Source organism: Algoriphagus iocasae (assembly GCF_014206875.1).
Lineage (GTDB): Bacteria > Bacteroidota > Bacteroidia > Cytophagales > Cyclobacteriaceae > Algoriphagus > Algoriphagus iocasae.
The window spans coordinates 822,055-842,537 of sequence record NZ_JACIJO010000001.1 but is presented as its reverse complement, the minus strand read 5'-3'; the positions used below and the strand labels follow the sequence as shown (position 1 = coordinate 842,537).

Below are 20,483 nucleotides of genomic sequence, written 5' to 3'. Positions count from 1 at the left end.
AAAATGTCGCCTATAGAATTGTAACCAAAATTCTATACGCCATGAAATCATTATTTCAACAAAAACTAAAAGCATTTTTCTTTATCTCTTTTTTATCAATAGTAATTTTATCTTGTGATTCTGGAGGTAAAGAAGAACCCATAAAAATCTCACCTGATGCTGAAAGTATCTCCACCTACCTCAGGGGATTAACTTTCAATTCAGATGAACTTTTAAATGTTCAGCCGATTTCCGGATCAATTTTTCGTGAAAATGTCGGAAGTCCAAGCTCCAGCACGACTCCTGGAAATGGTACCTACACAGAATGTAAAACTCAAAAAGTAAACCTTAGAAGTAACTTCGAAGAGATTGCTATTCTTCAGCCAACTAATGGAGTTATTTATCCTGGGGCTTTGGTAGTGGCAGATGAAGCCACTTTGGGAGGAATACCTACTCCAGTAACAATCGATCGAGCTCCATTGAAGTTAAGACTGGATCTTCCCGGAATTGGAGAAAACGGAAACATTGAAGTAGAGAATGCAAGCAACACTAGCGTCCAGTCCAGTGTTGATGAAGCTTTGGAGTGGTGGAATGCCAATGCCAAACCAGATGGCTATACCATTGCATCAAACTCCTCCTATTCAGCAGCTACTTCCTACACCGCAAAGCAATTAAGTATAGATGTAGGGCTTAATGTAGAATGGGCAAAAGGTGATGCAAGAGCGCAATTCAATTATACTTCAAACGAAAGTCAAAGAGTAGCTATGATGGTTTTTAAACAACGCTTTTATACCATCTCCATGGATGCTCCTGGTTCTCCAGGAGATGTTTTTGGTCCAAATGCTACCATTAATGATGTAGAATCCAGATTTGGATCAAATGGTCCTCCTGCCTATGTTCATTCTGTTTCCTATGGAAGAATAATCATGTTCAGAATGGTCACAACCGAATCAGCAACTGACGGAGAACTTTCTGGAGCTCTAAATTACGCGGCAGGTGTGACTAATGTGAGTGGAAGTACTGAAATTAAGTACAAGCAAATTCTTGAAAAATCTTCTATCACTGTGGTAACAATGGGAGGAAATGCAGAAGCTGCTTCTTCGGCAGTAACCGCTAGAAGTTTTGCTGATCTAGAGCCTATTTTGCAAGGAGAGAATGCGGTTTATAGCAGAAATAATCCTGGGGTTCCGATTGCATATAGTTTGAAATATCTAAAAGATAACACCAGTGCAAAATTAGGCTATACTACTGACTACAATGTTAAAACATGCGAAGAGGGTGTATATCCTGCGAGAGATGTAAGCTTGAATAACAAAAACGGATTCTTAGGTGTCAACATGAGATTCACTATCACTTACAAGAAACTTTCTGGTGGTAACTCTTATAATCATACGATAAACAGCGGCACAATTAGCACTAATACTAAAAATATCAAATCAATCCCTGCTGGAGCTTACGATATCAGAATTACAATTGAGTTTCAAGATGGATTTAAATGGAAGTTTTTATCCGACTACACCTACTCAAGACCGACGGCAGCTTGCTTCCAATCGGAGCAATCCTTTGCAAAAGTTACAGTCAAAAAAATAAGTTGTTAGAACTGTCCAAGCCAGCTATTCTCTTGCAGCCAATTGCTCTTGATAAAAGCTGGCTTTTTCACTATCGTTAATCCCTTCATAGGCAGAAATTAATGATTGACCAACTGAGGAAATCGTCACCTCATCCACATCAGATTGAGCTTGATAGGATTCAAAAGCTGACTTCAAAAATTCTATGGCGGTAGAATAATCCCCAAGTGCCAATAAGCATTCTCCGAGTGCTTGTTGGCTTTGGGTTATTTGGGGATGTCCTTCAGGATAAGCACTTTGCCTGATTTCCAATGCCTGACGAAAATAGGAATTTGCTAATTGGTAATCATTTTCTTCCATTGCTATTTTTCCTAACCTCTCCAGTGGAGACGCAATTCTAGGATCACCTTCAGGAAGTATCTTTTGAAAATTTTCTATTGATAATTTAAAATTTGCTTTGGCCATTTCCAGCTCACCTTGTCCCAAGTAGGCCGTCCCAAGACTTCCTATCAATGCCCAGTAATAATAATGCTCTTTGCCCACCAAGGAATCTGTAATCAACAAAGTTCTTTCATAAATGGGGATCGCTTGTTCTGGCAATCCCAATCTTACCAGAGTCCTTGCATAATTTGCCATGCTAGCCATGGTCTCCACATGAAACTCGCCAAGAATAGCTCTCCTTTGCTCCAATGATTCCTCTATATACCCCATTGCAACAGTGTCCATCTGCATTGATTGATACAAACTACCCAAATGGTTATAGGTATAGGCGATTTCCAGATGTGGCTCCTCAAAAAGCTCTTTTTTCATCGCTAATGACTCCATTAAATATTTTTCTGCCTTTTCATAATCCCCGCTTTCACGAGCATTTGCCCCAATCATGTGAAGCACAAAAGCTTCGTCTATATTCACCCCCTCATTTAATTCCTTAAAAATTTCATAGGATGCCTGATATGCAGAATCGGCACGCTCAAATTCACCTAAATCATATAAAACATTTCCCAATTCAGTCAATGCGGAAGCCATAGACTCTCCTCCATAAATTCCTGCATTTTTTAATCTATTGATAGCCTTATTGGAAAAAATCTGAGACGAATCATATTTACCAAGCAGATAATACATCGCGGAAATTTGTGTCTCATTATCAGACAAGACCTCTACAGACACATCCTCTAGACTTTGATTAATTTCATATGACTTAAAGATCAATTCCCTTCCTTTTTCGTAGACCCCCAGATTAAAATAAATCTCAGAAAGTCTAAACGCAATCGAAGCAAACAACTCAGGTTGATCCCCTAAATTTCTTTCTAGATTTTCTTTTCCCTCATTTAAAAGCTGAACGGCAGTGATGGTATCTGCTCCTCCAATATTGGGATCTGCAGCCATAAAAACATCAGATAGTAAATCTGTAATCTGATTTGCCTTTTTCGCTTCCAATTGAGCAATATTCCGCTCTTCACTCAGCCTTTTTGTATAGTAAACCCCACTAAAGGCCAGCATTAAAAAAGCAATTGCAATCGAAGCTACCAAACTGGAATTTCGTCTCAAATATTTAGAAAATGAATAAGTCCAGCCTTTTGGATGGCTCGAAATAGGATATCCAGTCAGATAAAACCTCAAGTCCCTTTGCAACTCATCTACCGAAACAAACCTATCCTCTGGATTTAGCTCCAAAGCTTTTGAACACACATATTTCAAATCAGAAATAAAAGGAGTCTTGCTTTTTAGGTCTTCCGGAACGAAGGAAAAATCACCCTTGATTTTCGCATTTTTTAATGCCGATAAATCCTCAAAGTATTGTTGGAATGGGTGCCTTCCAAATGCAAGTTCGAAAAGGATCAAACCCAAAGAATAAATATCAGACTGCGTCCCTGCGTCCTTTTTTTCAATTTGTTCGGGAGAAGCATAGGCAAGTGTGAAACTTCCTGTCCCATCTTCCGAATCTTCTAAAATTTTAGAAACACCAAAATCAAGAAGTTTTACCTGCCCATCTTTGTTGACAATGATATTCTGAGGTTTCAAATCCAGATGCACAATCAGATTCTGATGGGCATATTGCACGGCTGAGCATACCTGCAAAAACAATTTCAGCCTTCCCATCAGGTCTAGCTGGTTGTCTTGGCAATAATCAAGTAGATTTTTGCCAGACACATATTCCATGGTGAAAAAAGGTCTTTCAGACTCTGTAAACCCGCCATCATAGAGCCTGGCAATATTGGGATGATTTAATTTGGCAAGAATCTGTCTTTCTCTTTTGAAAAAATCCTTCATTGTGGAATCCAATACCAAGGATCTCAAGATTTTAATTGCTACGGTCTGGTCAAATTGGCCATCGACACGTTTTGCTTGAAAGACCGTGCCCATTGCGCCGGTACCAATAATTGATTCCAGTTGAAAAGCCCCAACATGCATTCCTAGCAAATCCGACTCATCTTCTATCTTTTCAAGCAGCTGATGGGCTGAAGCGTCAAAAATGTGGTGACCTTTTCCATCTGATTCAATTAAGTCTTTCAGTAGATTATAAAGTTCAAGATCCTCCTTTGCCAACGTATCTAAAATCGTTTGCTTCTCTTCCGAATTCGCCTCAACGATTTGATGAAAAAGCTTTTCAACCTTTTCCCATTTCCCTTTGATCATTTTAAAAAAATTTAATTCTTCAACTCATTGCTCAGCCAAGCTTTAGCCAACCTCCAATCTCTTCGCACTGTATCAATAGAAACTCCCATCATGGCAGCAATTTCTTCGTGTTTATATCCACCGAAAAAATGAAATTCAACCACTCTACAATGACGATTGTTAATGGATTTTAAGCGAGTTAATGCCTCATTTAAATTCAAAACTTCTTCCGGAGTTGTGATCACAGGGCTAGAAATTGCCCCATAAGTAAGATGTATCTGATCTCCCCCTCTTTTTATTCGCTGCTTTTGTCTTGCATAATCCACCAAAAACCTACGCATGACAATTGCTGCAACAGCCAGAAAATGATTTTTATCCTTTGTAACCTGATCTTGCTTTTCCATTTTCAGATATGCTTCATGGACCAGCGAGGAAGTATCTAAAGTAAATGCATTATGCTCATTCTTTAATTTATAATGAGCCATTTTACTGAGTTCTGAGTAGCAAGCCAAAAATTGGTTTTTGATTAAAGTGTATTGACTAGATTCTTGAGGAATGGTTTGAGAATACATACTAATAGGTCATCTTAGCTGAGAAAAATATTTTCCTAAAATAAGTCTATTGCCTTAAAACACCTAATCACAAGGATTTAAAATTCAATTATTTAGGCGTTAAACTGCAAAAAACCTGTTATGAAAAATCAACATGAATTTCTCCATAGGATTTTCATTTAGGATGCCATTTGATTACTTTGAAAACCAATCTCCAATCCTATGAAAAAACTTTTACTTCTTGTTCTCACCCTTTATTCTGTACACATTTTTGCCCAAGATTTGACAAAAAATCAAATCGAGCAATTGACAGATCAAAACTGGCAACATGGTCTTTCGCTCCTGCAAGAGATCGTCAGTATGCCAAATGATGCTTTCTACCCTGAACAGATTGAAACGAATATAAAATGGTGCGAAGAGCAATTCAAAAGTAGAAACTGGACTTCAGAAAGGTTAGTTACTGATGGAATCCCATTGCTTTTGGTCGAAAAGAAATCCCCCGGAGCTACCAAAACAATCCTCTTTTATTTTCATGTGGATGGGCAGGCGGTTGACAGAAGCAAGTGGAATCAGGAAGATCCCTACTCCCCTGTTTTAAAAAGCCAAAATCCAGACGGGACTTGGGAAATAATTCCTTCCGAGAAAATTAAAAATGAATACGATCCAAACTGGAGGATTTTCGCCAGATCCGCATCTGATGATAAAGGTCCAATAGCCATGTTTTTGACAGGATGGGATGCTTTGGAAAAGAAGGGTTTGTCTCCTGATTACAATGTTAAAATCATCCTGGATTTTGAGGAAGAACAAGGTTCACCAAGACTTCCGGGAGCAGTTGTGAAATACAAGGAAAAATTGGACGCGGATATGATGTTAATCATGGATGGGCCAAGACATACAAGTAATGAACCCACATTGAGCTATGGTGCCCGTGGAATCGCAGATTTAACTTTGACGACCTACGGCCCAAAATTCCCTCAACATAGTGGTCATTATGGTAATTATGCGCCAAATCCTGCTTTGCTTCTCTCCCAACTTTTAGCTTCCATGAAGGATGAAAATGGGCGTGTGAAAATTCCAGGCTATTATGATGGAATCGAATTATCAGCTACGGAGAAAGCGATTCTCGCAAAAGTCCCGGATGATGAAAAAGCAATTCAAACAAAACTAGGAATCGGTAGAACGGATAATGTCGGAAATAGCTATCAGGAAAGTATCCAATATCCTTCCCTAAATATCAGAGGTTTAGAATCTGCTTGGGTTGGTAGTGAAGCTAGAACGATCGTTCCAGCCACAGCCATTGCAGAAATCGATGTCCGTTTGGTTCCTGAGTCAGATCCTGAAAGGTTATTCAGCCTGATCAAAAAGCATATTCAAGACCAGGGATTTCATATTGTCAGTGAAGATCCGACAGATGCTGAGCGGATGAACTATCCGAAAATCGTAAAAATGTTCTATTCAATTTCTTATCAGGCATTTAGAACTCCTATGGATTCTGATGCAGGAAAATGGCTAAGATCTTCTATGCAGCGGGCTTTTGGAAAAGAACCTGTTCAAATCAGAATTTCTGGTGGCTCAATCCCAATCTCTCCATTTGTCGATGCTTTGGGAATTCCAGCAGTCACAATTCCTACTGTCAATGCGGACAATAACCAACATAGTCCAAATGAGAATATTAGGTTAGGAAACTACAGGGAAGGAATTAGTACAGTTATTTCCATTTTGAGTGAAAAAACTAAAGAATCCATAGAGAAAAAGTAAAGAAATTTTAATTTTAATCAGATTTCTCATTTGGCTAAAAATGTAGATTTTTCTCGTTAAAGGATTTAAAAATGACACTAAAATCATTTGTACTGACGGCATTATTTGCATCTTTCAGTTCTGCTGTTTATTCACAAATAGATCTCCAAGATTCTCATTTTGAATCCAAAAATCCTGATAATACACGTTTTGGAAAAGCTATTCTATCTAGTAATACTCCTGAGTTTAAATTTCAAGCTTACAGCGAAAAAATCATCCATGAAAATGATACAGTCCCAACTTCGGAGGGAATAGTGGTTGAGGACGGATTTATAGAAAAGATGGATAATTACCTTGCTTTTAGATTAAGCATGGTAAACGAAAATGAAAGGTTTTCATTAGATGCAGGACCCACAGTTTTAAAAATCTATCCAAATGGAAGTTCTGTTTTTAGACTTAACTTAAACTATAGATTCCTATCCGTTGGGTTTAATTTTATCCCGCAATTTTTATCAAACAATGATGATGATTTCATCAAAGGTAAAACTACCGGAATAGGATTTTCGACAGCATTAAATTTTTCTCACTGGGTTCAAGAATTTAGGTATACAAGAACAACAGGATATTATCTTGAAAACACATCAGATTATCAACCTGATTGGAATGAAGGTGACCCTTATATCCAATTTCCAGAATTACATTATAGAAGTTTTCAAGGGATCACCGGATATAATTTCAATCAACACTTTTCTACCAAAGCATTGTTTTTTGGGACTGAGCGCCAATTAAAAAGTGCAGGCACATTCTTACCTACTTTACAATATCGATACTACATCATAGATAATCGTGTGGAACCAACAAATGCCTCACCTACCCAAAAATCAAAGAATTTTGAAATTCTTGCGAATGCGGGTTATTACTATACCTATGTTATCAATGAATCATTTTATGCCTCTGCAGGTGCCTCGACGGGATATGGATTAGTTTCCTCCAAAATCATCACAAGTTCTCCTGATGAACGCATAGAAACAAAACAAAACAATGGAGTCTTCAAGTGGGATGCAAGAGGAGCGATAGGTTATAATGCCGAAAGAATCTTTTCTGGAATGTTACTGACAGCAGAAAACAGAAGGTTTAGACAACAAAACACCAATGCCATCAATACCAATTGGAGAGTATATTTACAATTCCATGTCGGTTATAGAATCACTGCCCCTAAAAAATTAAAAGAGAATTTGGATGCTGTTCCTTTTCTAAATTAAATCAAGGCTTTTTAAAACTATACAGGAAAGGAGCTTTATGAGATCCTCCTGTATATAATTTATCATGACGCTTTAAAATATTAAGGCTCAGCATTTTGCGTTGAAAATTTGCTCTATTTAAGCTTTCTCCCAAAATGGCTTCATAAACCTGCTGGAGTTCTTTCATGGTAAACTTCTCTGGCAAAAGATTAAAGCTCAGAAGCTTATGATCCAAATGAATACGCAGATGTTCTAATGCCTTTTCGATAATTTCCCTATGATCCATCATCAATTCAGGAAGCTGGTCTAAGTCATACCATTCGATAGAATCTGATAAGAAATCAGGCTTAGGTGTGACATTTTTATAATTTATCAAAGCATAATATCCCACCGTGATAAACCTTCCTAATAACCAGTGATCCTTTTCCTCAATATCACCTTGCTCCTCCATAATTCGCTTCATGATCTCCGGCTTGAAGCGATGCATCGACCCGAATGTATGAAACTGCTCCAAGTAAATTTTATCCAGGCCAGTGCGCTCGGTCAACCCTCTTTTCACAGCATCATCCAAAGCCTCATTGGTCTTCACAAATCCGCCAGGAAGAGCATAAGTCTTCATATTATGATACTCCAGAATTAATATTTTTAGCTTCTCTCCTGAGAAACCAAAAATTACAGAATCATAGGAAAGGTTGGGTATATATTCGGGAGTCGATGAGGTCATGGGCTATTGTCGGAAAAACTAGGGTAACAAATTGGATTTTCAAAAATAAGGAATTACTATTGTTTCACAACGAAACAATAAACTCAACTTATGAAATCTGTATATAAATTCATTCAGATTTTTTTCATGGCTTTATTAACAATCTTACCAACGTTACTAAAAGCTCAAAACCTAAACGGATTTGCCGTGCAAACTAAAATAAAAAATGGAATAATTGAAGGTTCTTTTGATACCAAGTCAGGCATTCAGAAATTCTTTGGGATTCCATTTGCCAAACCTCCTGTGGGTGAGCTTAGATGGAAAGCTCCTCAACCACTTGAAAACTGGAATGGAGTATTGAAAACAATGAGTTTTGGTCCTAGGGCAATTCAAGCTCCAGTTTTTGGAGATATGGATTTCAAATCAGATGGGCTAAGTGAAGACTGCCTCTATCTAAACGTTTGGACTCCAGCTGATAGATACACGAAGGATTTGCCAGTCCTGGTCTATTTTTATGGAGGCGGTTTTGTAGCAGGAGATGGTTCAGAACCTAGATATAATGGAGAGGCAATGTCTCAAAAAGGAATTGTCGTCGTTACTGTCAATTATAGATTAAACATTTTTGGCTTTTATGCACACCCTGGCTTGAGTGCTGAAGCTCCTTATAAAGCCTCAGGAAATTATGGGTTGCTGGATCAAATGGCCTCTTTGAAATGGGTGAAAGAAAACATTGAAGCATTTGGTGGAGATCCCAATAAAGTGACCATTGCAGGGGAATCTGCCGGCTCAATTTCTGTCAGCTATCAGATGGCTTCTCCCCTTTCCAAAGATTATATAGCAGGTGCAATCGGAGAAAGCGGGGCCGGAATCAATCCTACTCTGGCTCCTGTGAGTCTTGAAGAAGCTGAAAAAACCGGTGAAGATTTTGCCAAAGAGGCTGGATATTCCACCATTGAAGAATTGAGGAAGTTATCCACCAAGAAGATTTATGAAATCTATAATGAGTCAAAAAGATTTGGGTTTCCGGTGGTTTTAGATGGTTATTTTCTTCCAAAGACCTTAACTGAAATCTTCGAAGCAAAAGAACAGGCAATGGTTCCTTTATTAGCTGGATGGAACTCAGCAGAGATCCCGGGAATGGCATTTATGCAAGGAAAACCATATACTCCAGAAGCTTTTATCGAGGTCGTAAAAAGCACTTATCCTACCGATTACGAAGAGGTGTTAAAACTTCACCCACATGCCAATCCAGAAGAAGTAGAATGGTCAGCAACCCATTTGGCTGCGGATAGATTTATTGCCTACAGCACTTGGAAATGGATTGATTTACATGCAAAAAATTCGGATCAACCAGTTTACAGATACCTTTATAGCAAACTTCGCCCACCATTGAAAGACTCCAATCTTTCATCTGGTTTGGCAGGAGGAACTATCGAAGGTGGCCCAAAAATGCCAGAAGCTATTGGTGCTCCTCATGCCTGCGAAATTGAATATGCGATGGGAAATCTTCCCTTAGTGGATGCCTACTCTTGGACACCTGAAGACTACCTGGTTTCAAAAACCTTCATGAATTACTTCGCGAATTTCATCAAAACAGGAAATCCAAACGGAGAGGATTTACCTAGTTGGGAAAAAGTGGAAGGATCAGATCCAACACCTCCAACTATGGTTATTGATGTGGAGAGTAAATTGATCCAGGCTACAGATCAGGCGAGATATCAGTTTCATGATAAATACTACGGAAACAATTAATTTTATCTATTCCCGTTTCCAACTGGGGAGTTCTAAAGACTCCCCATATTTTTTTATAATCCAACCTTATTTCCGGCTATTACCATCTTGATGGTGCCGTAATCATATTTCCCATCAAAAAACGCTCTTAATTCACTCATACTTTTCTGCTTTTCCAGCTCATCCCTGATTTCGGAAATTACACCTTCAGAAAGGCAATCAGTCAATTCAATTCTTCCCGTTTCAATGCCATAGGCCAAATGGGATTTGATGGTAGATTGAGCCAAACTTCTTTCTTTGGCAATCTCTTCGGCAGTTTTCCCGGATTGAAATAATTGGTAGGTAACTTCAAAAGAATCCCCTTTTTGTCTTTTTGGTTTTAAAGAATCCCTCTTCTTTCTCCCGGTTTTTGATTTGATGTCTTTGATTTTATCCTTGGCGTTTTCTTTTGCGATTGATATAAACTGCCTTCTCAAAGCGAGCAGCTCTTCTTCCAATTCTTGCATTTTCGAAGGAACTTCTCCTTTGGAAATCACCTCAATCAATCGACCCAGTTTACTTATTTCAAGATATTTTCGAAGTAAACTTTCCTCGATTGCTTCTAATCCCTCCACGTATTTTTTTGTTCTTGAAAACTGCTCTGCCATCCCCATTTGCCCGAGAATTTTCTTCAGGGAATTAGCTAAAAGCTCGCGGTAATATTGACCACCTTTTTTAATTCGTTCCTGAATTTTCTCCGATTCCTTTTCCTGAAGTAAATAGAGTAATTGTCTTCTAAATTTCTCAGTATTTCCAACTTCTTGGGATAGAAGCTCATACACTTGAGGTATCGTCATTTGCATTTCTGGATCTTCAAATTGCATGGTGCTGTTTTCTTCTTTCTGAAAACTTTCTAGCTCTCTAAGAATAAGAACAAAATCAAAAGTTTGCTCCACTAGTTTTCCCAAATAGGTATTTTGTTGATAAAGCAACAATTCCTTCAAATCCTGCTGATTTCCTGCACTTTGAGAAAAATTTACCACTTGATTATCTGAGTATACTAAACTCGATTGGATTCTACTTCTCAAAACCAACCCATCCAAACTTCTCAATCTGGAAAGAGCCACGTATACCTGACCAGGGGCGAATGCCCGCCCTACATCGATGATTGCCTTATCAAAAGTCAGCCCTTGGCTTTTATGGACCGTTACTGCCCAAGCTAATTTTACCGGGTATTGCTCAAAAGTTCCAATCACTTCCTCATCCAATTCTTTCGTATCAGGATTAACGACATATTTTTTATTCTCCCATGTCTCCTTTCTAAGCTGATATTCCTCCTGATCATCCTGCATCTCTACCAATATTTCATCCTTTTTCAGTTGAATTACTTTGGCAATTTTACCATTGAAATAAAAAGAATTTCCAGAACTGTCATTTTTCACAAACATGATCTGTGCTCCTTCCCGAAGTTCCAGTTTCTCAGGTAAAGGATACAAAGTCTCGGGAAAATCACCTTCCACATCTGCCTCAAAAAACATGGATTTTCCTTCAAGACCTTCCATCTCTTTTTGATTGATCTGATCGGCCTTATAATTATGGGTCGTGATGGTAATGTAGTCGTTCAATTGGCCGATTTCCTCCTCACTTTTAAAATGACTATTCAGAAGTTGGATGTCTTCATTTGTCACCCGATTATCCCTCAAATGATTGAGAACGGAAATAAACTGATCATCCTGCTGACGAAAAATTTTATCCAATTCCAAATAAACCATCCCTGAATTCTGAAGAGCCTTCGCTTCAAAAAAATGCATGCTATTGTAAAATCGATTCAGGACATGCCATTCATGGTCTTTCACAATGGGCGGAAGCTGAAACAAATCCCCGATCATCAACACCTGAACCCCACCAAAAGGCTCACGGAAATTTCTCTTGACACTTTTCATGCGATAATCGATAGCATCCAAGACATCTGCTCTAAGCATACTTACCTCATCGATCACTAATAGTTCTACAGCCTTTAGGACACTTTTTCGCAACTTATTTAATGGATGTTTTCTACCCAATGTGTGCTGTGTGAAAAAGCCATATTGATCCGTAAAATTTCCTTCAGGCTCTCTGACAGGCAGAAAACTTCCCAAAGGGAGTAGAAATTGGGAATGGATAGTTACTCCTTTGGCATGAAGAGCAGCGATACCTGTTGGAGCTAAAATCACATGTCTTTTATGAGTACGCTTAGCCAAATCACGTAAAAAAGTTGTTTTCCCCGTCCCAGCTTTACCTGTCAAAAAAATCGGAGCATTGGTATTATTGACAAATTTGGCCGCAAATTCCAACTTGTCTGTAGAATAGTTGTCCATAAACTAAATTAATAAAAATTATTATTTTTTGAATTAAACTTCCTTTTGTCTTTGATCAAAATTTCCTTTTAATTTTCAGTAATTAAACAGCAAATCGATGTACATACACCCGAAAAACGTCTGGGAAGAAGAAGCCGAAATTGTAGAATTCATCAAAGGCAATCCATTTGCTACTTTGGTTTCCGAAGTAAATGGAAAACCTTGGGCCACACATATCCCTCTCCTTTTATCCAAAAATAAAGAAGGAAAAACCACAATCACAGGACATGTTGCCAAAGCAAACATCCAATGGAAACAACTGGGAGAAAAAGAAATTTTGGTAATCTTCAAAGGTCCACATGCTTATATTTCCTCTTCCTGGTACAATCATGAAAATGTCCCGACATGGAATTATTTGGCAGTGCATATTTATGGAAATATCCGGATTATTGAAGGGGAAGAGTTGATGGATCATCTCAAAACTTTGGTAGATAGATTTGAAGAAGGAAGGCCCAATCGAGTTTCTGTAGAGGGTATGAGCAAACCTTATTTGGAAAGTCAATTAAGAGGGCTGATCGGGGTAGAAATCACTATCAATGAAGTTCAAGCCAATGCAAAACTTTCGCAAAATCGAGACGAAACAAATTACCATTCTATCATTCAGCATCTCGAGTCCAGCAACTTTGGAACTGATCAGGAAGTCGCAAAGGAAATGAAAAACCGGATGAAAAAATAAATCAGGTATTCAATTTCCCAATTGGTAGAAATAACACACAGCCTGATTTTTTTAAAACCCTCATTATAGCGCTAGAACTAAGTTTTACAAAAAGGCATGCTATTGGTAAAGTATAAAGCATATTAAATGTTTCACTAAACCAACTAACAATGAATACCGATTATCATTTTCCTATTAGTAGTTCAACTACTTCAGAATGTACTATCAAAACTGCCAGAGACGAAAAAGTCGGCAAAATCAAGGATATCATGATTGATACCGAAACAGGAGACGTCGTGTATGTCGTACTTGCTGTAGACGAAGGTTTCTTAAACTTAGGGAGCAAACTTTTGGCTTTGCCATGGCAAGCATTCCATTTTCATACTCAGCAAAAAGACGTAATTATCGTCAATGTTGAGAAGGAAAAATTAGAGAATGCGCCTGGATTTGACAAAGACAATTGGCCTTCAGGTCCTCAACATGAATTCATTGAGGATTTACATACCTATTATGGATTTGAAAGAAGAAGAGTTCCGTTTATTTAATAGTAAATGGAATTTTGGAAGCCTGTTCTTTGGACAGGCTTTTACTTTTTACTATCAGGCATAAAAATATTTCCCAGCCCCGATGGAACAATCGCCATCATTCCATCTTTGGTAGAAATCCAAATCAAATGAAAAGGAGCACGATAAGGATTTCTCGAAGTCCAATGGGTGGAAATTTTATAATTTTTTGAACCAGGAAGGTTTTCTTTAGAGGTCAATAAATTAGCCACTGAAGACAAAATCCCATTTTTACTCCTCTGTTGCCCATCAGATTTATAAATCTCCAGTTTCAAATTTTCATAATCAAAATTGAGTTGATTCGAAGAACCTTTCTCATTGGCATCCATGCTTAGTTTTAGCCCACGCAAGGTCCCTGATTCGACTCTAAACTTCCCCATTGGTTCAAAGATCTCATTTAATGCTGTTAAGTTAAAACTACCAATAGATGCATCCAGTGCAAAGGATTTTGTGCCATAAGGAATATCTATCTTCATTTTCACGGGAGCAAATCCATTCAAAACTGAGGTAACATCTACGAGGAGACTCCCCTGATTTTGAAGAGAATCAGATGAGACTAAGTTGGTAATACTTCCTTGAATCTCCTGAAAGTTCAATTGAATCGGTTCATTTTTCCCCTGTAAAATCTCCTTGTATGAGATGGTAGAGTTGGTGACTTTTATTGAATCCAATTTGATCGGGAAAGGAATAGCTTCTACCATTCCTTCGAATAAAGGCTTGATTGGTTCATCAGGTCTTGGCTTATTTTTATCTCTCAAATCCTCCAAAACCAAACTATCAATCCTAGCTAGCTTTGCGAAAATAGCCCAGTTCCCATAAATTGTACTTTCGGTATCGATTTGACTTAGTTCGAATTCTTTGATATCCAACTGGATCAAGTCTTTTTGAAACTCAGATTTACTTCTTGCTCCATCAAGCCCTTCATTATATTTAAGAGAAATCCCTTTTAAAGTACCAATATTCTTACCCGAACTATAACTTGCTTCCGCGATTCGAAATTCTTGATTGGTATCAGTATTGATTTTTAGATTCTTCAGACTGGTTGCAATACTTTCCAATTTAAAAGGAATCACATTTTTTGCTATCAATGAGTCTGATTCTATACCATGTGCGACAATGGTAAGATCTGTAAATTGCCCGAACCGATAGAGACTGTCTTTGTCCATAAACATTTCAGCAGTCCCTTTTTCGAGAAAAAAGTTTTTAATTACACCTCTGGAAATCAAATCCTTAAATAAGTCCTGAAATGCCTTAGAGCTTTCATTGGCATTGCTTTTCCTATCTCTTTGAATTAGCCTAAAAGCAGGTTCCAGTAGTTTAATTTCACCTATCTCTAATTTATTATTGAAAATCAAAGCCAAAAAATCCACTCCTGACATTTCAATACTTCGGATAGATCCATTCATTTTGGTAGCCAAGGAATCATCCAACGGAACCAACATGATTTTTTTGAGTTCTACTCCCTTTTTCAATAAATGGATATCAATTTCCTCAAATTGTAAATCGTAATTCCGATCAGGATTTGCATTGATCACTTCTGGAATTCTTTTTCCAAGCCAAATTTCCAAATAGTAAGTTCCTGCGATGCCTACAACCAATAATACGAGCAGGCCAATCCCTAATTTCTTCATGAATATGTCTTTACATTGAAAGATAACTTATTATTGAATATTTCAGATTCCTTCCATCAAATCCTGATGTTTTTAGGTCGTATTCTATTATTCAACAAGTGATTCTACCATCTATTTCAACCATTCAACAATGAATTTCTGCAACTTGACCTATTCATTTTTAACTTCAATTTTTAAACCCATCGATCTGAAAAACCATGAAAATTCCTCAAAGCAAAATTCTACTTTTTCTTTTTCTTATAGGGCTTGGTAGCTCTGCTTTTGCTCAATCTTCTTCGGAAACCATTAAAATACTCAGCTACAACATCTTTCATGGGGAAAACCCAAACCATCAAGGTGTAGGAAACTTAGAAGAAATAGCTGCTTTAATATCAGAATTACAGCCTGATCTAGTCGCTATGCAAGAGGTGGATAGCATGACTACCCGCTCTGCGGGAGTTTATGGAGAAAAGGAGGATTTGATGCAAAAATTAGCTGAATTAACGGGGTATACAGGGTATTTTGCCAAAGCAATGGACTTTGCGGAAGGAGGATATGGAGAAGGATTGCTTGTAAAAGGAAATGGGAAATTTGAAACTCAAAACCTACCTCTTCCTGGGGGCGGTGAACCTAGAGCCGCTGCATGGGTAACTTATGAGCTTCCTTCCGGGAAGAAAATTAAATTTGCTGGAACTCACCTTTGTCACCAATTTGAAGAAAACCGGATTGCACAGGTGGAAGCTGTAAGTCTAAGAGCAAAAAAAGAGAAACTTCCCACCATTTGGGCAGGAGATTTAAATCTCAAGCCTGATTCGAAAGCTTATAAAAGCATCAAAGGAAGCTGGAAAGATGCCGGAGCATCCCCCACGCCGTACTCCCCTACTTATGGAACCATGGAAGACGGTGCTAGAATTGACTATGTTTGGTTTGATTCCAGTAAATTTACTTTGGTAGATTACCAAGTATTGAATGTTCTACATTCAGATCATTATCCTGTCCTTGTCACTTTACAATTGAAATAATATGAAAAAATCTATTAGCCTTGCCCTTAGCTGTCTGGCGCTTTACGCATGCAGCCCAAGTACAAATACCCAGGTAGAAGAAGAAAAAAACCAACTTGAATGGCGTGACCTTTTCAATGGAAAAGATCTAAATGACTGGTCTATAAAAATCAGCAAGCATGAACTGAATGACAATTTTGCCAATACCTTCCGAGTGGAAGACGGCATGATGCAAGTGAGGTACGATGGATATGATCAGTTTGATCGTCAGTACGGTCATATCTTTTACAATGAATCCTTTTCTAATTATGTTTTACAGGTTCAGTACCGTTTTGTAGGCGAGCAAGCCAATGGTGGTGAAGGATGGGCATGGAGAAATAGCGGTGCAATGCTGCATGGGCAAGACCCAAAAACCATGTTGGTGGACCAAGACTTCCCTATTTCTGTGGAAGCTCAGTTTCTAGGCGGAAATGGAACGGATAAGAGAAGTACCTGTAACCTTTGTACTCCCGGAACGAATGTAGTTTTAGCAGATACCTTATTCACTCCACATTGTATCAACTCTTCCTCTGAAACTTATGCTGGCGACCAATGGGTAACAGCTAATTTCATTGTTCTAGGTGATTCTGTCATTCACCACATGGTGGGAATGGATACCGTGTTTAGCTACAATAAGCCTCAGATCGGTGGTGGAAATGTAAATCCATTTGATCCGGCTGTAAAAATTGATGGGCAACTTTTGAAAGAAGGTTTCATTTCTCTTCAAAGTGAAAGTCACCCTATTGATTTTAGAAAAGTTGCGATCGTGGAATTGGATGATTTAATCGGGAAAAATGATCAGTTAAATGAAGCCGTACTTAACCTTTTGAATTCAGAAACTATCAAAAATTAATATTTCATTATAATGACATTTAAAAGAAGGGATTTCATCAAAACAGTTCCAGCACTTGGTGCTGTTTTTGGGATATCCAATCAGGCATTTAGTAATACATCCTCATTGCCAGCAGAGAATGATCGAAAAATATGGATCGATTTACTTTATAAAATCTCACGTCCGGTTCTCGACGCCATGTCTCAAGGAAAACTGAAAAGCTTGATGCCGGTGGAAGTACCTGAAGGTGCGTATGGAGATCGAGAAACAGTAACTTATTTGGAAGCCATTGGTCGATTACTGGCAGGATTGGCACCTTGGCTAGAGTTAGAAGAAGTCGGTGGAGAAGAAGCTGTTTTGCAAAAAGAGTTAAGAGAAAAAGCATTATTAAGCATCAAACATGCCGTAGATCCAAATTCACCGGACTATATCAACTGGACGAAAGGCGCGCAACCCTTGGTAGACGGAGCGTTTTTGGTTCATGGGATTATGCGAGCACCTAAGCAACTTTGGGAACCTCTGGAGCCAGAAACTAAAGCTCGATTGATCAAAGAACTTCACGCTCAGAAATTGGCAATCAAACCTTTTTATAATAACTGGATTTTGTTCGGAGCGATGATCGACGCTTTCTTGTTTTCTGTAGGTGATCAAGGGGATTTGATGCGAATGGATTTTGCCATCAAAAAACACATGGAATGGTATCTGGGAGATGGATGGTATGGAGATGGGTCGGAATTTCACTTAGACTATTATAATTCTTATGTCATTCAGCCCATGTTGATTCAAGTTTTGGAAATTGCAGTCACAAAGCAAAAAGCTTATGAAGCAGATCTAGAAAAAGCAAAAATCCGGATGAAACGGTTTGGAAGGCAATTAGAGTTAATGATTTCTCCGGAAGGAACTTATCCTGCCATCGGAAGGTCAATATGTTATAGATCAGGCGCATTTCAACCTTTGGCAGAAATTGTTTTGAAAGAGGATCTCCCTTCAGAAATCAGCAATGGTCAGGTACGGTCTGCACTCACAGCCGTGTATAAAAGATTGTTTTCTGCTAAAGATACATTCGACACAAACAACTGGCTACAGCTTGGTTTGGCTGGACATCAGCCTGATTTGGCAGAACCTTATATCAGTACCGGAAGCCTGTATTTATGTTCATTGGGATTTTTGCCATTAGGTTTGCCTGCAAACCATCCTTTCTGGACTGATCCAGCAGAAGATTGGACAAACAAAAAGATTTGGAACGGAGAAAATCTGAAAAGAGATGAGGCTCTGAAATAAGAAAAGCCCGCTGTTGATGAACAGCGGGCTTCTTTTTGAACCATTAATATTATCCTCTAAGAGTAATTGGAACAGGCTTATTTGTTTTCCAACTTCCACCTGTAAAGTCAGGAACATCGATGGAGTTAGATCTATTGGCAACAGACCACTCACTTAGCGGAGAAATACAGCTCCAAAGTGCACCATCATAAACATCCTGATCCAAAGGAAGTCCATTTCTAAGACAGTCTATCAATCTCCAGTCCATCATGAAGTCCATTCCTCCGTGACCACCCACTTGCTTGGCCAACTCACCCACTTTCTGTACGATCTCTGGAGTATATTTTGTTTCTAGATCTTTGAATTCTTCGTCTTTTAACCAGCCATGTCCTTTGGCAACTTTCGGCGTTGGATATTTTTGAGCATAACCTTCGGTACCGCTTACCACATGAAGTCTTGAATACGGTCTTGGACTCGTCACATCATGCTGAATCATGATAGTCTTACCATGCTTGGTTTTCACCACAGTAGTATTCATATTTCCTCTGTAATGCTTTGCAGCAAAATCCGAGAAGAAATTATCTTCAGCGGCAAGTTGTTCTGCCTTTGCTTTCATCATGAAATCGTTGGAAGAGACAGACGTCAAATAATCCATTTGATCTCCTCTATTGATATTCAAAATCTGGCAAATAGGTCCTAAACCATGTGTTGGATAAAGATTTCCATCCCGATAATTTTCTTTTAATCTCCACATGCCCTGGTACCCATTTTTATCAAAATTAAGAGCAAGAAGGTCATGGATATAGGCTCCTTCTACGTGAAGTACTTCACCAAAATATCCCTCACGAGCCATCTTCAAAGTCATCAATTCGAAGAAGTCATAGCAGCAGTTTTCAAGCTGCATACAGTGCTTTTTAGTACGCTCAGAGGTTTCTACTAATTGCCAGCATTCATCTAGCGTTCTAGCGATAGGCACCTCACAAGCGGCATGTTTTCCTGCTTCCATGGCATAAACTGCCATAGGAGTATGCCATTCCCAAGGAGTGGCGATGTAAATCAAATCCAAATCTGGTCGATCCATCATTTCTTTCCAGGAATATACATGTCCAGAATATCCATCTGGTCTATGAGATGTATCTTTTAACTGCGCTTTTGCTTTTTCAACTCGCTCAGGTAACAAATCACAAAGTGCCTTAATCTCCACACCATCGATTTTACTCAAACGGTCAACTGCACCTGGGCCACGCATACCCAACCCAACAATACCAATTCGAACTGTTTCAATTTTCGGAGCCGCATAACCGGACATGTTAAAAGACTGTTGTCGATTCTCGTATTTTCTTAGTTCTTCCGGTAACTTATTGATATCTCCTGCATACACAGAACCTGCTCCAAATAAGCCCAATCCGGCTAAACCAGATGCCTTTAAAAATTCTCTCCTTTTGTTATTTTTCATGTGTTGGTATTTTGGTATTCTGATTCAATACTAATGGTAAATATTAAAAAATTCAGCCTAAAATTCTTTGAGAGGTGGTAAATACCTGATAAAAAAGCCAGAATTGGTTAATTCTGGCTTAATTTTCAAAGGAATAAGAATTTCGAAAAATCTATTTTACACTAGAGTTTCGGCAAGTATTGAGTCCTACAATGGTATAAAGTGGACAGAAACTCACTATGCTGGTTAAAGTAAAAACGCCAGCTAAAATCAATGCAATAACTCCTAAAGTCCCAGTCACAACTCCGGAAAAGTAAAGAGCTATAAGTAAAGCTGCTATGACCAACCTGATACCTCGGTCGGCACTTCCCATATTTTTAATCATGATTTCTAAAATTTGGTGGATGAATGGTTAAGTCGAAATACGCTTCCGACTTGATAAACATATCAAAAGCATCCTCATTTTGATATGACTAAAGTCACATAAGAAATTGATTTAGCATCTGCTTTTCAAAAACACATACTACTGAATATCAAGTTAATCAAAGCGCAAAATCCATTTTAATCACGTATATTCATAATCTTAT

16 protein-coding genes are annotated in these 20,483 nt (G+C 38.4%); 9 read left to right on the top strand and 7 right to left on the bottom strand.

The features are described 5' to 3' along the window. Nucleotides 1–41 precede the first annotated feature (41 nt). Entirely contained in the window at nucleotides 42–1,577 is a 1,536-nt protein-coding gene (locus FHS59_RS03610; protein ID WP_184493118.1) for a thiol-activated cytolysin family protein, read from the top strand. A 15-nt stretch (nucleotides 1,578–1,592) separates the two neighbouring features. Here the strand turns inward: FHS59_RS03610 and FHS59_RS03605 are convergent, their stop codons facing one another. Further along, nucleotides 1,593–4,184: a serine/threonine-protein kinase gene (locus FHS59_RS03605; protein ID WP_184493116.1), complete on the bottom strand. Its 2,592-nt coding sequence runs from the start codon at nucleotides 4,182–4,184 to the stop codon at nucleotides 1,593–1,595. 11 nt (nucleotides 4,185–4,195) lie between these two features. Then, complete coding sequence (locus tag FHS59_RS03600) at nucleotides 4,196–4,735, bottom strand: ECF-type sigma factor (protein WP_262890852.1); 540 nt, start codon at nucleotides 4,733–4,735, stop codon at nucleotides 4,196–4,198. Nucleotides 4,736–4,936: 201 nt separating this feature from the next. On the opposite strand from FHS59_RS03600, the gene FHS59_RS03595 reads away from it, so the two are divergent. Both FHS59_RS03595 and FHS59_RS03590 read left to right on the top strand, forming a co-directional pair. Next, the gene (locus FHS59_RS03595; protein WP_184493112.1) at nucleotides 4,937–6,472 is read left to right on the top strand and encodes a M20/M25/M40 family metallo-hydrolase; all 1,536 of its coding nucleotides are present in this window, start codon (nucleotides 4,937–4,939) and stop codon (nucleotides 6,470–6,472) included. Between the two features lie 71 nt (nucleotides 6,473–6,543). Then, nucleotides 6,544–7,713 (top strand): DUF4421 family protein, encoded by a 1,170-nt coding sequence (locus FHS59_RS03590; RefSeq protein WP_184493110.1) that lies wholly within the window; start codon nucleotides 6,544–6,546, stop codon nucleotides 7,711–7,713. A gap of 1 nt (nucleotide 7,714) precedes the next feature. On the opposite strand, the gene FHS59_RS03585 is transcribed toward FHS59_RS03590, so the two are convergent. After that, entirely contained in the window at nucleotides 7,715–8,416 is a 702-nt protein-coding gene (locus tag FHS59_RS03585; RefSeq protein ID WP_184493108.1) for an NUDIX hydrolase, read from the bottom strand. 126 nt (nucleotides 8,417–8,542) lie between these two features. Between FHS59_RS03585 and FHS59_RS03580 the strand changes: the two genes are divergently transcribed. Then, nucleotides 8,543–10,147 (top strand): carboxylesterase/lipase family protein, encoded by a 1,605-nt coding sequence (locus FHS59_RS03580; protein ID WP_184493106.1) that lies wholly within the window; start codon nucleotides 8,543–8,545, stop codon nucleotides 10,145–10,147. 53 nt (nucleotides 10,148–10,200) lie between these two features. On the opposite strand, the gene FHS59_RS03575 is transcribed toward FHS59_RS03580, so the two are convergent. Then, the gene (locus FHS59_RS03575; RefSeq protein ID WP_184493104.1) at nucleotides 10,201–12,462 is read right to left on the bottom strand and encodes a helix-turn-helix domain-containing protein; all 2,262 of its coding nucleotides are present in this window, start codon (nucleotides 12,460–12,462) and stop codon (nucleotides 10,201–10,203) included. A 97-nt stretch (nucleotides 12,463–12,559) separates the two neighbouring features. Here FHS59_RS03575 and FHS59_RS03570 point away from each other — a divergent pair, with 97 nt between their 5' ends. Both FHS59_RS03570 and FHS59_RS03565 read left to right on the top strand, forming a co-directional pair. Then, nucleotides 12,560–13,177, top strand: a complete 618-nt coding sequence (locus FHS59_RS03570) for an FMN-binding negative transcriptional regulator (protein ID WP_184493102.1) — start codon at nucleotides 12,560–12,562, stop codon at nucleotides 13,175–13,177. A gap of 149 nt (nucleotides 13,178–13,326) precedes the next feature. Next, on the top strand, nucleotides 13,327–13,701 hold the full coding sequence (locus FHS59_RS03565) for a PRC-barrel domain-containing protein (protein WP_184493100.1): 375 nt from the start codon (nucleotides 13,327–13,329) through the stop codon (nucleotides 13,699–13,701). Between the two features lie 41 nt (nucleotides 13,702–13,742). On the opposite strand, the gene FHS59_RS03560 is transcribed toward FHS59_RS03565, so the two are convergent. Further along, on the bottom strand, nucleotides 13,743–15,350 hold the full coding sequence (locus FHS59_RS03560; RefSeq protein WP_184493098.1) for an AsmA family protein: 1,608 nt from the start codon (nucleotides 15,348–15,350) through the stop codon (nucleotides 13,743–13,745). A gap of 197 nt (nucleotides 15,351–15,547) precedes the next feature. Between FHS59_RS03560 and FHS59_RS03555 the strand changes: the two genes are divergently transcribed. Genes FHS59_RS03555 through FHS59_RS03545 form a run of 3 tightly spaced genes read left to right on the top strand, consistent with a single transcriptional unit; the run spans nucleotide 15,548 to nucleotide 18,482 of the window. Further along, nucleotides 15,548–16,351, top strand: a complete 804-nt coding sequence (locus tag FHS59_RS03555) for an endonuclease/exonuclease/phosphatase family protein (RefSeq protein ID WP_184493096.1) — start codon at nucleotides 15,548–15,550, stop codon at nucleotides 16,349–16,351. Between the two features lies 1 nt (nucleotide 16,352). Further along, nucleotides 16,353–17,222 (top strand): 3-keto-disaccharide hydrolase, encoded by an 870-nt coding sequence (locus FHS59_RS03550; protein WP_184493093.1) that lies wholly within the window; start codon nucleotides 16,353–16,355, stop codon nucleotides 17,220–17,222. A 12-nt stretch (nucleotides 17,223–17,234) separates the two neighbouring features. Further along, the gene (locus FHS59_RS03545) at nucleotides 17,235–18,482 is read left to right on the top strand and encodes a DUF2264 domain-containing protein (RefSeq protein WP_184493091.1); all 1,248 of its coding nucleotides are present in this window, start codon (nucleotides 17,235–17,237) and stop codon (nucleotides 18,480–18,482) included. 49 nt (nucleotides 18,483–18,531) lie between these two features. Here FHS59_RS03545 and FHS59_RS03540 read toward each other — a convergent pair whose 3' ends face one another. Together FHS59_RS03540 and FHS59_RS03535 are read right to left on the bottom strand one after the other, a co-directional pair. Then, nucleotides 18,532–19,917 carry a Gfo/Idh/MocA family protein gene (locus tag FHS59_RS03540; RefSeq protein WP_184493089.1) on the bottom strand — a complete coding sequence of 462 codons (1,386 nt, stop codon included), beginning with the start codon at nucleotides 19,915–19,917 and terminating at the stop codon, nucleotides 18,532–18,534. 151 nt (nucleotides 19,918–20,068) lie between these two features. Then, on the bottom strand, nucleotides 20,069–20,281 hold the full coding sequence (locus FHS59_RS03535; RefSeq protein ID WP_184493087.1) for a YgaP family membrane protein: 213 nt from the start codon (nucleotides 20,279–20,281) through the stop codon (nucleotides 20,069–20,071). Between the last annotated feature and the right edge of the window lie 202 nt (nucleotides 20,282–20,483).

Coding starts and splice junctions, on each gene's coding strand:
- FHS59_RS03590 (WP_184493110.1), top strand. CDS start 6,544: ATGACACTAAAATCATTTGTACTGACGGCATTATTTGCATCTTTCAGT.
- FHS59_RS03560 (WP_184493098.1), bottom strand. CDS start 15,350: ATGAAGAAATTAGGGATTGGCCTGCTCGTATTATTGGTTGTAGGCATC.
- FHS59_RS03550 (WP_184493093.1), top strand. CDS start 16,353: ATGAAAAAATCTATTAGCCTTGCCCTTAGCTGTCTGGCGCTTTACGCA.
- FHS59_RS03535 (WP_184493087.1), bottom strand. CDS start 20,281: ATGATTAAAAATATGGGAAGTGCCGACCGAGGTATCAGGTTGGTCATA.
- FHS59_RS03610 (WP_184493118.1), top strand. CDS start 42: ATGAAATCATTATTTCAACAAAAACTAAAAGCATTTTTCTTTATCTCT.
- FHS59_RS03540 (WP_184493089.1), bottom strand. CDS start 19,917: ATGAAAAATAACAAAAGGAGAGAATTTTTAAAGGCATCTGGTTTAGCC.
- FHS59_RS03555 (WP_184493096.1), top strand. CDS start 15,548: ATGAAAATTCCTCAAAGCAAAATTCTACTTTTTCTTTTTCTTATAGGG.
- FHS59_RS03580 (WP_184493106.1), top strand. CDS start 8,543: ATGGCTTTATTAACAATCTTACCAACGTTACTAAAAGCTCAAAACCTA.
- FHS59_RS03585 (WP_184493108.1), bottom strand. CDS start 8,416: ATGACCTCATCGACTCCCGAATATATACCCAACCTTTCCTATGATTCT.
- FHS59_RS03595 (WP_184493112.1), top strand. CDS start 4,937: ATGAAAAAACTTTTACTTCTTGTTCTCACCCTTTATTCTGTACACATT.
- FHS59_RS03600 (WP_262890852.1), bottom strand. CDS start 4,735: ATGTATTCTCAAACCATTCCTCAAGAATCTAGTCAATACACTTTAATC.
- FHS59_RS03545 (WP_184493091.1), top strand. CDS start 17,235: ATGACATTTAAAAGAAGGGATTTCATCAAAACAGTTCCAGCACTTGGT.
- FHS59_RS03565 (WP_184493100.1), top strand. CDS start 13,327: ATGAATACCGATTATCATTTTCCTATTAGTAGTTCAACTACTTCAGAA.
- FHS59_RS03605 (WP_184493116.1), bottom strand. CDS start 4,184: ATGATCAAAGGGAAATGGGAAAAGGTTGAAAAGCTTTTTCATCAAATC.
- FHS59_RS03575 (WP_184493104.1), bottom strand. CDS start 12,462: ATGGACAACTATTCTACAGACAAGTTGGAATTTGCGGCCAAATTTGTC.
- FHS59_RS03570 (WP_184493102.1), top strand. CDS start 12,560: ATGTACATACACCCGAAAAACGTCTGGGAAGAAGAAGCCGAAATTGTA.